At 59.6% G+C, this 14,211-nt stretch carries 12 protein-coding genes; 7 read left to right on the top strand and 5 right to left on the bottom strand.

Translation table 11 applies throughout. The annotated features are described in order from the left end of the window. Positions 1 to 106 precede the first annotated feature (106 nt). The 5 genes from CPY64_RS18175 to dinB all read right to left on the bottom strand — a co-directional run bounded on the left by CPY64_RS18175 (position 107) and on the right by dinB (position 6,553). Positions 107 to 1,168: a serine hydrolase domain-containing protein gene (locus CPY64_RS18175; protein ID WP_052362939.1), complete on the bottom strand. Its 1,062-nt coding sequence runs from the start codon at positions 1,166 to 1,168 to the stop codon at positions 107 to 109. Next, complete coding sequence (locus tag CPY64_RS18170; RefSeq protein ID WP_042484879.1) at positions 1,168 to 3,702, bottom strand: TonB-dependent siderophore receptor; 2,535 nt, start codon at positions 3,700 to 3,702, stop codon at positions 1,168 to 1,170. The genes CPY64_RS18175 and CPY64_RS18170 overlap by 1 nt, the downstream gene beginning before the upstream one ends. A gap of 78 nt (positions 3,703 to 3,780) precedes the next feature. Continuing rightward, entirely contained in the window at positions 3,781 to 4,761 is a 981-nt protein-coding gene (locus CPY64_RS18165; RefSeq protein ID WP_042484882.1) for a FecR domain-containing protein, read from the bottom strand. Then, positions 4,758 to 5,309, bottom strand: coding sequence for a sigma-70 family RNA polymerase sigma factor (locus CPY64_RS18160; protein WP_307188527.1), 552 nt, complete (start codon positions 5,307 to 5,309; stop codon positions 4,758 to 4,760). The genes CPY64_RS18165 and CPY64_RS18160 overlap by 4 nt, the downstream gene beginning before the upstream one ends. 74 nt (positions 5,310 to 5,383) lie before the next feature. Then, positions 5,384 to 6,553 (bottom strand): DNA polymerase IV, encoded by a 1,170-nt coding sequence (gene dinB / locus CPY64_RS18155; protein WP_226791429.1) that lies wholly within the window; start codon positions 6,551 to 6,553, stop codon positions 5,384 to 5,386. A 213-nt stretch (positions 6,554 to 6,766) separates the two neighbouring features. On the opposite strand from dinB, the gene CPY64_RS18150 reads away from it, so the two are divergent. The 7 genes from CPY64_RS18150 (at position 6,767) to CPY64_RS18120 (ending at position 14,109) form a co-directional block, all read left to right on the top strand. Next, positions 6,767 to 8,338: an ABC transporter substrate-binding protein gene (locus CPY64_RS18150; RefSeq protein WP_042484884.1), complete on the top strand. Its 1,572-nt coding sequence runs from the start codon at positions 6,767 to 6,769 to the stop codon at positions 8,336 to 8,338. A 155-nt stretch (positions 8,339 to 8,493) separates the two neighbouring features. Beyond that, positions 8,494 to 9,480: an ABC transporter permease gene (locus tag CPY64_RS18145; protein ID WP_009461210.1), complete on the top strand. Its 987-nt coding sequence runs from the start codon at positions 8,494 to 8,496 to the stop codon at positions 9,478 to 9,480. A 1-nt stretch (position 9,481) separates the two neighbouring features. Further along, positions 9,482 to 10,396: an ABC transporter permease gene (locus CPY64_RS18140; RefSeq protein ID WP_009461211.1), complete on the top strand. Its 915-nt coding sequence runs from the start codon at positions 9,482 to 9,484 to the stop codon at positions 10,394 to 10,396. 3 nt (positions 10,397 to 10,399) lie between these two features. Next, positions 10,400 to 11,374: an ABC transporter ATP-binding protein gene (locus tag CPY64_RS18135; protein ID WP_042484888.1), complete on the top strand. Its 975-nt coding sequence runs from the start codon at positions 10,400 to 10,402 to the stop codon at positions 11,372 to 11,374. Beyond that, positions 11,371 to 12,375 (top strand): ABC transporter ATP-binding protein, encoded by a 1,005-nt coding sequence (locus tag CPY64_RS18130; RefSeq protein WP_042484890.1) that lies wholly within the window; start codon positions 11,371 to 11,373, stop codon positions 12,373 to 12,375. Before CPY64_RS18135 ends, CPY64_RS18130 begins: the two co-directional genes overlap by 4 nt. A 141-nt stretch (positions 12,376 to 12,516) precedes the next feature. Further along, positions 12,517 to 13,077 carry a sigma-70 family RNA polymerase sigma factor gene (locus CPY64_RS18125; RefSeq protein ID WP_042484893.1) on the top strand — a complete coding sequence of 187 codons (561 nt, stop codon included), beginning with the start codon at positions 12,517 to 12,519 and terminating at the stop codon, positions 13,075 to 13,077. Between the two features lie 18 nt (positions 13,078 to 13,095). Then, positions 13,096 to 14,109, top strand: a complete 1,014-nt coding sequence (locus CPY64_RS18120) for a FecR domain-containing protein (RefSeq protein ID WP_042484896.1) — start codon at positions 13,096 to 13,098, stop codon at positions 14,107 to 14,109. Positions 14,110 to 14,211: the final 102 nt, after the last annotated feature.

The following is a 14,211-nucleotide window of genomic DNA, read 5'->3' as shown; positions in this document are numbered from 1 at the left end:
GCTCCTGGCTTATCAAGAGGAGCAGCGCTGTTTTGCTTGAAGCCTGAAGGCTTGTTTTCAGGCGCTACGCTGCCGTATCAAACAGGGCTCCGGTCAAGTCGTACCATCAAGGTCGATACACAATGGGCTCCAGTTGCCCGATACCGGTCTGCAACAGCCGCTCGGCCATGGCACGCACATCCCAATGAATCGCGTTACACATCACCGCCGCCCCCTGGCGCCGCTCCGGTGAGTAAGCCATGAAGCTGTGATAGCCCGCCCAGCCACCGCCATGCCCCCAGGCGGCATAGTCTTCACCCAACTGCACGGTTTCCAGCCCGAACTGGTAATTATCTTTGGGTTCGGTAGGGGCCGATTGCGTCAGCAGACTACGCACCCCCATCAGCGGCTGCCCCTCCGGGCTCTGCAAGACCGTGTCCAGCTCCAGGTGCTGCAACCAGCGCCACATATCTGCCGCGCTGCTGTGCACCTGACCATCGCCCGTCTGCTCCCAACTGGATTCACTATTTTGTACCTGCCCGTCCTTGACCCGATAGCCTCGAGCCAGTTGCGGTAAAGCAGATGGGTAACGATCCACAATCGCGGTTTCGTCCATGCCCAAAGGTTCAAAAATATAGCGCTGGGAAAACCGGGTCAGGGGCTGGCCGCTGACCCGTTCCACCAGTTGGGCCAGCAGAAAATACCCGGTATTGCTGTATTCAAACCGCTCTCCGGGTGTAAAGCGCAGCACTGGATACGCGGCCAAAACCTCCAGCGTTTCGGCCACCGTGACCGTCTCGTGCTCTCGGCCTGCCTGGTACAAGGGCTCGATGTAATCCGGCAAACCGCCGGTATGACGCAGAACTTGTCGCAGGGTGGGTTTGCCCAGTTCTCCAGGCAGCTCTGGCCAGAAACGAGCCAACGGTTCATCCAAAGCCAGTTTCCCGTCCTGAACCAGCATCAGCACAGCCAGAGCGGTGAACTGCTTGGACAAAGAGGCCAGATTAAAGCGCGTGTGTTCGTCTATGTACTGACGTTTGTCCAGATCCGCCCACCCCCAGCTTCCCGTGCGCTCCCCTTGCTCCGGGTTCAGCAAGGTCCAGGCGCAACCCGGTTTCAGCAAGGGGCTGGCCTGGGCATTGACACTCATACCCAGACCCAGCAGGGCTAGCCCTATCAGTCTTCTCATCAGAATCGTCCTGAAAAAGTTAAAGACACCTGTCGACCCAGGCCCCAGCCGCAAGTCCACAAGGAACCGCAGCCGTTAACGTACTGTTTGTCGGCAATATTGGTCACATTCAAAGAAAGCTCGCTGTTCTTCAGCTCTGGCGAGATCCAGCCCAACTGCGTCGCCATCCGGAAATCCGCCACGGTATGGGCCGGAATGCGCAGGCTGGCGTAGCCACCACCGGCCACATCAATGTCCCCGCCGTGGGACGAGCCCACATGCCGAATTCCCAGTCCCATGACCGTGCCAGCCAGCGCTGTGCGTCCGGTAAAGGTGTAGTCCACCCACAAGGCGGCTTGATGGCGCGGTGTATACAAGGCCGGTTTGCCCTGTTCTTCGGGGATCTCGCTGCTGAGCACTTTGGTGTTCAGGTAGGAATAACTGCCGATCAGCGACCAATTGGGCGACAAGCGACCCGTCAATGCCAACTCCAGACCGCGCGAGCGCAGTTCTCCGGTTTGCACCTGATCCGGGAAGCCATGAATCGGGTCGTCCGTCAGCCTGTTGGTCTGGCGCAAATCAAACACGGCGGCGCTGGCCATCCAGTTCGCACCATCGGGCTGATACTTGACGCCGACTTCGGTCTGTTTGCCTTTCATGGGCCTGAAGGCCACGCCCTCTGCCGTCACACCCGCAACGGGCTCAAACGAGGTGGCATAGCTGATATACGGAGCCCAACCCGACTCGAAGCGATACAAGGCCCCCAGACGACCCGTGGTGGCCTTGTCGCTCTGGCCCAGATCATCTTCTCCGGCCCGGCGACGGCTGGTGCCACTGACGGAGGACCAGTCCTGACGCAGGCCAGCGACCAAGCGCCAATTACCCCAGGACACCTGATCCTGCAGATACACGCCAGTCTGATGCCGCCGGTTGCTGACTTCGCTCAGGGTCGTAAAAGGCCCGATCGTCGCGCCATACTCCGGCTCATACAAATCCAGCAAACCACCGCTGCCTTCCGGTCCTACCGAGGCTGTCTGACGGCGGGCATCAAAGGTACCCCGGTAATAGTCCAGGCCCAGCAGCACGGTATGCTCGGCCTCCCCCAGGTTCCAGCGCCATTCGGACTGCGTGTCCACACCCAAAGAGCGCGATGTTCCTGTGCCACGGTTGGCATAGCGCTCCAGCGTGCGCCAATCCCAACCGCCTTCGCTGGGGTCGTCGAAGGAATACATATCGCTGGTCACCGACTCCATCACCGACTTGATGCGTTGCACGCGCAGGTTCTGGCGCAGTGTCCAGTTGTCGTTGATGTCGTAGACCGCCGCCCAGCCAGCCATATCCTGATCGCGGTCATAGCGATCAAAATGTGGCTCGCCGATAAAGCGCGACAGGGGTATTTTGCCGTTGGGGTTGTCAAACAAGGTGCCATAGGCGGGCAACCACATATAGTCGCTGCCGCCTCGATCGCGCTGCACCGAACCCATCAGCACGATTTCACCGTTCTCGCCCAGCGGCAAGGTCACGGAAGGAGCCAGTAACTGACGTTTGCGCTTGACGTGATCGGTACGGCTTTCGGTATCGGAGTTCAGTGCCAGCAAGCGCCAGGCACTGACACCGTCCTGGCCCAATGCGCCTCCCAGATCCACGCTGCCACGTAGCTGGCGCGGCGCCCCCAGGGTCAGTTCGATATTGCGTTGGTCTGTTTGAGTAGGGCGCTTGCTGACCATATTGACCATGCCGCCTGGCACCACCTGGCCATAAACCACCGAGGCCGGCCCTTTCAGGACCTCAATGCGCTCCAGCATGAAAGGGTCAATCTGCGGCAAGGTCCAGTTATTGCCGGCACCACTGCCACCGGCCAGTTTTACACCGTCCAGCCACGCCACGGAATCTGCATTGAAGCCACGCAAGGACATGGTGTCAAAACGCGAATCCACCCCGTCAAACTCCACCGCCACGCCCGGCACATAGCGCAAGGCTTCACCCACGGTGCGCGTGGCCAGAGACTCGATCTGCTGCTGCGTCACGACGGCGACCGAGGCCGGGGTGTCCATGATGGCCACATCGCTCTTGGTCGCCGTTGCGCTGCGCGTGGCCAGCAGGCCATTGGCAGGGCCGGTTGCGCTTTCGCGTTGAGCCTGCACGCGTACCGCTTCCAGTTCCTCGTGGCTGCGCGTGTTCAATCCGGGTACCGCACGCAAACGATAGCCGCGACCATCCGCCACGGCGCCCAGACCGCTGCCTTGCAAAATCTGCCGTAACCCCTGTTCCGGTGTGTAAGCGCCTTTCAGGCCCAAACTGGTCTTGCCTGCTGTCAGAGAGGCATCAATTGCCAGTAAAAATCCGCCACGCGCTGCAAACTGATTCAGGACCTGATCCAGGGTGCCCGCGGCAATGTCATAGCTCATTTGCTGACTGCTCATGCTTTGAGCGTGAACGCTGGACACCGACAAGGCTCCCGCCAGGCTTGCCGCCAGCAGGCACGGCCCCAGGGCCGAACGGGCAATAGTGAAACGTCCGAAGCGGGCCGCAGGACGCGTGGATTTAATCAACATGGCTTCTCTCTTCAGGGATGAGCAGCCCGGAACAAAAACCGGGCCTTTGCATGTATCCCGAACGAGAATCAAAAAGTGCTACGCCAACGCCGAGACCATGACCCAATACGGTGTAATCATCCGTACCTGCACGGGCAAGGCTTGCGACACTGAGTGCAAAATCGCGTCCGTATCCTGCAAGGGGTAGACGCCCGAAATCATCAGCCCGGCTACTGCCGGGTCACAGCGCAGTACTCCAGGCCGATATCGGGCGACTTCTGCCAGAAAATCCCCCAAGCGCCAGCGTTCTGCAACCAGCAAACCACGTTGCCAGGCGCTGGCCTGCTCATCGGCCGGCTCAGGCTTATAGCTTTGCTGCCTGCTGAACAAGGCCTGCTGTCCGGCCTGCAAGCGTGTCACTTGCCCAGCATGGCTGGGGCGCAGTTCTACCGCCCCCTCATAAACCTGGACCGAGACACGCGCCATGGCAGGCCAATGTCGCACCAGGAAACGCGTACCCAGAGCCTGAACTTCCCCTTCAGGAGTTTGCACCACAAAAGGCCGATGCCGGATTTGCGGGTCGGACGCCGTGCTGATCAAGACTTCGCCACCCAGCAGGACGACACTGCGTTGCGTTTCGCTGTATTGCACGTTCAAGGAACTGGCCGTATTCAGGGCCAGCACGGTGCCATCGGGCAAAGTCAGTTCTTTACGTTGGCCTGATGCGGTGCGGTAGTCTGCATTCCAGGCCGCCCATTGGGGTGTGCGACTCACGCCGTAACTGCCCAGCCCGCCACACGCCAGCAACAAGACACTGCGCAAAATGGCACGTCGCCGCTGTATCGCCTGGGCAGACAAGCTGGCTTGCAAGACCTGGGACGCCACCTCCTGCGGCGCAAGCTGCATTTGCTGACCAAACTGCTGAATACGGGTCCAGGCTTGCTCGTGCAAGGGGTCGGCCGCCAGCCAGATCTGGAAGTCCCGCTGCTCGTGCTCTTGCACTTCACCGGACCAGAAGACGACTTGCCACTCCAGGGCCTGGGCATCGATAGGATTCAGGGCGGGACGGGGTGTGCTCACGGCAGGGCGCTCGCGTCCAGATCAGCCATCACGGCAAAGCAGGCCTGCGTGGCCTGCAGCATATATTTGCGCACTGTCGCCACGGCAATCCCCTGACGCTGGGCGATGGCCGAGTATGTCAAACCCTCGTAACGCGACAGCAAGAACACGTGCTGAACACGGCCGGGCAGCCCGTCCAAGGCAGCGCAAATACGCAGCAACACTTCCAGGGTCAGGGCACGTTCTTCGGGAGAGATCGCCGTCGGTTCCGGCATATGCGCCAAGGCATCCAGATACGCCTGCTCAATTTGCTGACGGCGGTAGCGATCAATCACCAGGCCCTTGGCGATCTGCATCAGGTGAGGGCGAGCCTGCTCCGGGCCGGGGATGCGGCCCGAGCTCATGACACGCACATAAGCGTCATGCACCAGATCGGCCGCATGGTGAGAGCAGCCCAAACGTCGCCGTAACCAATCATGCAGCCAGCCACGGTGCTGGCAATACAACACGTGCATGTGTTGCTGCATCTGAGCGACGGTCATCACTTCGGTGGTGGAGCGCTCGTTCACGGGCGACTATCCTGAGATTCAAATAAGAATGAGTCTCATTATATTGGTATGCTGCTAGTCTGCCTAGTTTTGAATCAGAACAAACCGTCCAGATCCAGTTGCCGGGGCTGCTCCTGCGGCATTTCACTGATAGGCAGCAGGGCACTGGCTTTCACGCCCAGCAAGCGCAAGCGCCTGTCCAGTACGGCGCGTTTCAGATTCTGGCGGGCAGCAGCCAGAATGGCATCCGCCGCCAGCACCGGCGCGGGCAGAGACAGGTCGCGCGTCACGGTTTTGAAGTCCTCGAACTTCAGCTTGATCCCTATGGTTTGGGCGCACATGGCGGATTTGCGTAAATCCTGTTCCAGCTTTTCACACAAGGACTCCAGCACAGCAGACAGGCGGGAGCGATCCATGCGCACGTGCAGATCACGCTCGAAGGTGGTTTCACGGCTGATGGATTTGGGCGTGCGGTCGGTGGACAAGGGGCGCTCGTCCTGGCCTTGGGCCACGGCCATCAGCCATTGCGCGTAGCGCAGGCCAAAATGTTCCTGCAGTTTTTCTGCAGGTGTAGCGGCCAGTTCCCCAATCTTCTCTATGCCCATTTCCGTCAGCTTCACGACCGACTTGGGACCAATGCCATTGATCTTGCCCACGGCCAGCGGCCAGATGCGGGTAGGCACATCGTCCATGGTCAACACGCAGGCCCCATTGGGCTTGTTCAGCTCCGAAGCAATTTTGGAGAGCAGCTTGTTGGGCGTAATGCCTACCGAACAGGTCAGGCCGGTGGCCTGGTTCACGGCTTGTCGAATCTGCTCGGCCAGTTCGTGGCTGTCTTCGGTTTTATGGCTAAGGTCTACATAGATCTCGTCGATACCCCGATCCTCGATATGGTCCGAGACCGTGGCCACGGCCTGTTTAAACAAGCGCGAATAATGACGGTAGGCTTGAAAATCGGCAGGCAGCAAGATGGCATCGGGAGCCAGTTGAGCCGCCTTCATTAAACCCATGGCCGAGAACACGCCCAACTGACGGGCTTCATAAGTCGAGGTCGTGGCCACCCCGCGCCCCACGTAATCGGCCAGACGGGCATGTTGCCAACTGCCATCGGGCAATTGACGCGGGGTATCGGCACTGCGCCCGCCAATCACCACGGGGCGGCCGCGCAAATGCGGGTAGCGCAGCAGCTCTACCGAGGCATAAAACGCATCCATATCCACATGAGCGATACGCCGCTCCAGGGGGTTTTCTTCTTGTGCCGCCACCGTGATCAGCCTGTTAACTGTATATATGTACACCATTATAGCGACAAGTCGGCTTTGAACCGGGAGCCACTGAATAAGCGCCGGGATGATATAAATCACTAAACATCATTAAGCTGACAGCAGGCTGAAACTACGTATTGAATCGGCAGCAAGCGCCCGGTTACTATGCAGCCTCTCTATCAGCGACACCAAGCACCCCAACAGGAGGTTTTCATGAAAAAAACAGTATTGGCTGCTGCGCTGGCAGCTCTGGTCGCCCTGCCCTTGGTGGGCCACAGCAAAACGCTTACTTGGTCCAGCCAGGGCGACTTCATGACCCTGGATCCACACGCACAGAACGAAAACCTCACGATCACAGGCAGCATGTATGTCTATGAGGCGCTGGTGGACTACGACAAGGATTTCCAGATTGTGCCCAGCCTGGCCACGGCCTGGGAACAGCGTGAACCTACTGTCTGGCGCTTTACGCTGCGCGAAGGAGTGAAATTCCACGACGGCGCTCCCTTTACCGCCGATGACGTGGTGTTCTCCATTGAGCGCGCCATGGCCCCGACCTCCAACTTCAAGGCCCACGTGAACGGCATCGTCAAGGCAGAAAAAATTGACGACAAGACGGTGGACATCATTACGTCCGCCCCCAACCCGGTCCTGCTGCGCCAGCTGACCAGCGTGTTCATGATGAACAAGGCCTGGTCGGAAAAGAACAATGTCACCCAGCCCCAGGACTTCAACAAGAACGAAGAAACCTTCTCGGCTCGCAACACCAACGGCACCGGCCCTTACAAGCTGAAGTCACGTGAAGTGGACGTGCGCACCGTCTTTGTGGAAAACGAAGAATGGTGGAACAAGGGCAACAAGGTGGGTAACGTCACCGAAGTGATCTACGTACCTATCAAGCAGAACGCCACCCGTACCGCTGCCTTGCTGTCTGGCGAAGTGGACCTGGTTCTGGACCCGCCTGCTCAGGATTTGCAGCGTCTGCGCCAGCAAACCAAGATTGTGGAAGGCAACGAGTACCGCACCATCTACCTGGGTCTGGACCAGAAGAATCCAGAGCTGAAATACAGCAGCATCAAGGGCAAGAACCCCTTTGCTGACCAGCGTGTGCGTGAAGCCCTGTACGTGGCCATCGACATTGAAGCCATCAAGAAAGCCGTGATGCGCGGTTCCTCCGCCCCCACCGGCACCATGGTGGCCCCTCAGGTTCACGGCTACACCAAGGAACTGGCCCAGCGCCTGCCTTACAGCCAGGATCGCGCCAAGGAACTGCTGAAAGAAGCCGGTTACGACAATTCCCTGACCTTCACCCTGGATTGCCCGAACGATCGCTACATCAACGATGAAGCCATCTGCCAGGCCATCGTGGGCATGTGGGCCAAGGTCGGCGTGAAAGCCAACCTGAACGCCATGCCACGCGCCACCTACTTCCCCAAAGTACAAAGCTTTGACTCCAGCGCCTACATGTTTGGCTGGGGCGTGCCCACCTTTGATGCGCTGTACACCCTGCAAAGCCTGATGCACAGCAAGGGCGAGGGCGCGGACGGCTCCTTTAACTTTGGTGGCTACGAAAACGCCGAAGTGGACGCCTTGATCGACCAGATCAAGACCGAAACCGACACCGCCAAGCGCGATGCGGCCATCCACAAGGTTCTGGAAATTCATGCCAAGGAAGTGGGTCATATCCCCCTGCATGACCAGATCATTCCTTGGGCCATGGCCAAGAAGGTCAACGTGATACATCGTACGGACAACCGCATGCTGGCACAGTGGACAACCATCGACTAAGTTGTTTTCCCACCCCAGCCCCGCCTTCGTGCGGGGCTGGCTCCCATTACGCTGTAGTCATCCGTTTCTACACCAGCCCCCTTGCCGGGCCCCTTCTACACATTAAGGACGACACTGGTCGCGAGTGATCCTCGCGCTCTACCAGGAGACCGCCTATGCTGGTATTTATTATTCGCCGTCTGATCCAGGCTGTTCTGGTGATGCTGACGGTCAGCCTTCTGGCCTTTGTGCTGTTCCGCTACATTGGTGACCCGGTCACCATCATGCTGGGACAGGACGCCACCGAACAAGATCGCGTGGAACTGCGTGCCAGCCTGGGGCTGGACCAACCCGCCCCCGTACAATTCGGGCGCTTTGTATCCCAGGCTGTACAAGGCGAATTTGGCCTGTCCCTGCGGCAAGCCCAACCTGTTTCCACCCTGCTCAAAGATCGCCTGCCTGCCACCGTCGAGCTATCCGTGGTGGCCGCCATATTGGCCTTGCTGATAGGCCTGCCGCTAGGGGTGTACACCGCCTTGAAGCGCAATGGCTTCATGGCGCAAAGCATTCTGGCCTTTTCCCTGCTGGGAATATCCTTGCCCACCTTCCTGATCGGTATCTTGCTGATCCTGATCTTCTCCGTGCAATTGGGCTGGCTGCCCAGCTATGGCCGGGGAGAAGTCCTGAAGTTTGGCTGGTGGAGCACCGGCCTGCTTAGCTGGGACGGGATCAAGCATTTGATCTTGCCCGCCATCACGCTCTGTTTGTTCCAGCTCACGCTGATCCTGCGTCTGGTGCGCTCCGAGATGCTGGAAGTCCTGCGCGCCGACTACATCAAATTTGCTCGTGCCCGTGGCTTGTCGCAACGCGCTATCCACTTTGGCCACGCCCTGAAAAACACCATGGTGCCGGTTATCACCATCACGGGTCTGCAACTGGGCGGCATCATCGCCTTTGCCATCGTGACGGAAACCGTTTTCCAATGGCCGGGCATGGGTCTGCTGTTTATCCAGGCCGTGCAATTTGCCGACATCCCCGTGATGGCGGCCTACCTCTGTCTGATTGCCCTGGTATTTGTTGTGATCAACCTGCTGGTAGACCTGCTGTACTTCCTGGTCGATCCACGTCTGCGCACCCAATTGTCGGGCGCCAAGGGGCACTAATATGTTCGCTAAATTGAAAACCGCCTGGGATAGCGATCTGGTCTGGTCCTGGCGTCATTCCCCCGTGGCCATTGCCGCCACCATCATGGCCTTGCTGCTGTTTATCGGCGCGCTGGGTGCCCGCTGGGTGGCGCCTTATGATCCGTTCGATCTGACCTCCATCGACCTGATGGATGCCTTGCTGGCCCCGGCCTGGTCGGAAAACGGGTCGCCCCAATACTGGTTGGGAACAGACAGCCAGGGGCGTGATCTGTATTCGGCCCTGTTGTACGGGACACGCACCTCTTTGCTGATTGGTCTGGCCTCTGTGGCCTTGTCCATGGTGGTCGGCATTGTGCTGGGCCTGCTGGCCGGTTACTCCGGTGGCCGTGTGGATGCCTTCATCATGCGTGTGGCCGATGTGCAGCTGTCCTTCCCGGCCATCCTGATTGCCTTGCTGATCGACGGGGTAGCCCGTGCCGTGTTCCCCTTGAACATGCACGATGTAGTCGCCTTCCCAGTGCTGATCGGGGCGATTGCGCTGGCCGGTTGGCCGCAATATGCCCGTACCGTGCGCGGCTCCACGCTGGTGGAGAAAAACCGGGAATATGTACAGGCTGCCCGCGTCATTGGCGTGTCCTCGCCACGCATCATGTTCAGCCATGTACTGCCCAATGTGATGGGCCCCGTGCTGGTGCTGGCCACCGTGCATCTGGCCACCGCCATCATTACCGAAGCCACGCTGTCCTTTTTGGGCGTCGGCGTTCCGGCCACCTCGCCTTCTCTGGGCACCTTGATCCGGATCGGTAACGACTTCCTGTTCTCGGGCGAATGGTGGATCACGATTTTCCCTGGCCTGATGCTGGTGCTGCTGGTGCTGTCGGTCAATCTCCTGGGCGACTGGTTGCGTGACGCCCTGAACCCCAAATTGAGCTAAGCCATGACTGCACTCTTAACTGTCCAAGACCTGTGTGTCGAATTCCCGACCCGGCGTGGTGTGCTCCAAGCCCTGGATCATGTGTCCTTTTCCATCGCCCCCGGTGAAGTGCTGGGTGTGGTGGGCGAGTCGGGCGCCGGCAAGTCCCTGACGGGTTCCTCCATTATTGGTTTGCTCGATGCCCCCGGTCGCATCAGCGGCGGCCAGATCCTGCTGGAAGGCGAGCGCATCGACAATCTGAACCAGGACCAGATGCGCAAGATTCGTGGCCGCAAGATTGGCGCGATCTTCCAGGACCCGCTGACCTCGCTGAACCCGCTCTACACCGTGGGCCATCAGTTGGCTGAAACCATCGTGACGCACCTGCCCCTGTCCTGGAAACAGGCACGGGAACGCGCCATCGAGTTGCTGGAAGCCACCGGCATTCCCGCCGCGCGCGAGCGTATCGACCACTATCCACATCAGTTCTCGGGCGGCATGCGCCAACGGGTGGTGATTGCGCTGGCCCTGGCGGCCGAGCCCAAGCTGATCGTGGCGGATGAACCCACCACCGCGCTGGACGTGTCCATTCAGGCGCAGATTATCGACCTGCTGAAAAAACTCTGTCGCTCGCAAGGCACCTCGGTCATGCTGATTACCCACGATATGGGGGTGATTGCCGAAACCGCCGACCGCGTGGCGGTGATGTACGCCGGTCGCATCATCGAAATCGGCCCGGTACAGGACGTGATCCAGAAACCCAGCCACCCCTATACCCGTGGTTTGATGCGTTCCATCCCCAATCTGCACGCGGGGCTGAAGCGTCTGGAACAAATCCCCGGCAGCATGCCGCGCCTGAACGCCATCCCGCCCGGCTGTGCCTTCAATCCGCGTTGTGATCGTCGTTTTGATCGCTGCCTGGTCGAACGCCCCGAGCTGATGCCTGTTCCCCCACAAACACAGGCGGCCTGTTGGCTGCATGCACAGGAGTCCGCATGAGCGCCCCTAAACAAGCCCTGGTCCAGGTCAAGGACGCTGCCTGTTGGTTTGATGTGTCCCCGCCCTTGCTGGAGCGTCTGGTCTACCGCAAACCCAAAGTAAACCTGCGTGCGGTCGATGGCGTCAGCTTCACCTTGAACAAGGGTGAAACCCTGGCGCTGGTGGGTGAGTCCGGCTGTGGCAAATCCACCGTGGCCCGTTTGCTGACCGGCCTGTATTCGCTGACACGTGGCGAGATTCTGTTTGATGGCCAGTCCCTGCAAACCATGGACAAGGCCAGCCAGAAGGCCATGCGCAAACGCCGTCAGATGATTTTCCAGGACCCCTATGCCAGCCTGAATCCTCGCTGGCGCGTGGGCCGCATCATTGCCGAACCACTGGTCACTCACACGGACATGAGCAGCGCCCAGCAAGAGGCCAAAGTGGCCGAGCTGCTGACGCAAGTAGGGCTGAACCCCAGCGACGCCCAGCGCTACCCGCACCAGTTCTCCGGCGGCCAGCGCCAGCGTATTTCCATTGCCCGTGCTCTGGCCCTGCAACCTGAATTCATCGTCTGTGACGAGCCGACCTCGGCGCTGGACGTGTCGGTGCAGGCCCAGGTCCTGAACCTGATGAAGGATTTGCAGCGCGAGCTGGGGCTGACCTATCTGTTCATCTCGCACAATCTGGCCGTGGTGCATCACGTGGCCGACCGAGTTGGCGTCATGTATTTGGGTCGAATTGTGGAAATTGCGCCACGCGATGATCTATTTGCACAGCCTCGCCATCCCTACACCCGGATGCTGCTGGGAGCCATTCCCGACATGAGCGGGGCGGGCAAAAGTCGCATTCCGGTAGCGGGGGAAGTGCCCAACCCGCTGAACCCGCCATCAGGCTGTACCTTCCATCCACGCTGCCCGCTGGCCAATGATCGCTGCCGCCGCGAAGCCCCGGCTTTGCTGCAAACCGGGCAGCACGAAGTGGCTTGCCATGCCGTAGAAGAAGGGCGCGATCAGGCCTGATCGCTTGCGATGCCAACAGTAAAACCGCCCACGGCAACTTGCCGAATGGGCGGTTTTTTCTGATAATTGAGAATTATTCTCAGTTCTCATTGCCCGAATCTCTACCGTTTTCTGGTCGAGCAGGCACCACTGGAACGCATCATGCACAATGCCGCCTTCTCACCCGACACGGAATCGCTGTACCGGAATTACCATGGCTGGTTGCATAGCTGGCTGCGACGAAGGCTAGGCAATTCCTTTGACGCAGCCGATCTGGCCCAAGACGTTTTTGTCCGATTGCTGCAAAAACCCCGTCAATTCGGCAGCGAGCCCGAAGCACGTGTGTATTTGCGACTCATGGCCAACGGCATGTGCGTGGACTTGTGGCGACGCCGCCAAATTGAACAAGCCTGGCTGGAAGAGCTGGCTAACCGCCCGGCCGCTCTGGTTCCGTCTGCCGAACACCAGGCCCTGGTGCTGGAAGCCCTGCACGAAATAGACAGCATGTTGCGCACCCTGCCTGCCAAAGTGGGTAATGCCTTTTTCATGGCGATGGCCGACGGCATGAGCAACCGGGAAATTGCAGAGGCGCTAGGCGTGTCCACACGCATGGTGCACCGATACCTTAGCCAGGCCATGCTGTGCTGCCTGAAACTGGAAGCCCGCCATACCGCCGCTGACATGCCCGTGCATCAGGCGTCCAGCCTGCCCGAGCCACGCTGATTGCCTGTACGCCCCCCTATGAGCACTTCCGAACTGCATCCCGACGATATGCTGGAGCCCTCGTTTGACGCGCTGGAACAGGCCGCCGAATGGTTTGCCCTGTTGCGCTCGGATGAGGCCTCGGCCCAGGACCAGCAACGCTGGCAAGGCTGGCTGGCCGCTCAGGCCGAGCATCGCAAGGCCTGGCAGTACGTGGAACGCATCAGTGGCCGCTTTGAACCGATACAAAGCAGCGACAGCCGTCAGGCTGCCGTCCAAAGCTATTGCATGGCCAATCGGCGCATGGGGCGACGCCGCCAATTGTTGCTGGGCCTGGGCACGCTGGCAGGCAGCGGATTGGGCAGTTGGCTGGCCTGGCAGCATACATCCTTGCCCGGCACAGTAATGGCCTGGTCAGCCGAGCATCGCACTGCCCGTGGCGAAGTTCGCCAGCTCAGCTTGCCAGACGGCTCCAGTGTCTGGCTCAGTTCCGACACCGCACTGAACCATGATTACCGAGGCGATCAACGCCTGCTCTCACTGGTCCAGGGTGAAATTCTGATCGATACCGCGGCCGATCCTGGGCGGCCCTTTCTGGTCAAGACGCGCCAGGGTCTGCTGCGTGCCTTGGGCACCCGCTTTACCGTGCGACTGGACGGTCAGGAGACTTTTCTGGCGGTGTACCAAGGGGCGGTGCAAGTGGACACGGTCAGCAATGGCAAGCAGCGCATTGTCTATGCCGGTCAGCAGACGCAGCTCTCGCGTGCCCAAATTGCGGACACCGTTCCGGTGCTTCCCGAACGACAAAGCTGGACCAAAGGCATCCTCGTCACCGACAACACACCCTTGATTGAGGTCGTGCGTGAATTGCAACGCTATCGCGGTGGCCACCTTAGCGTCTCACCCGAGGCTGCCCAGCTTCCTGTGATTGGCAGCTATCCCTCCACCGACCCGGACCGGGCCTTGAAAATGCTGGAAGGAGTGCTCCCCATTCGCATCAAACGGACCCTGCCCTGGTGGGTCAGCATTGAACTTGCCGAGCACCGGCCTTGATTCAAGCGCACGTTCACAACATGGACAGCCGTGCATGACAAGCCAGTTTACGGGCCTAATCAATCGGCCCAAAACCTGAAACCGGCTATTTCCACTTTTTCG

This window comes from Alcaligenes faecalis (assembly GCF_002443155.1).
GTDB classification, from domain to species: domain Bacteria; phylum Pseudomonadota; class Gammaproteobacteria; order Burkholderiales; family Burkholderiaceae_B; genus Alcaligenes; species Alcaligenes faecalis.
The sequence above is the reverse complement of the archived record's forward strand: the minus strand, read 5'-3'. Positions and strand labels throughout refer to the sequence as shown.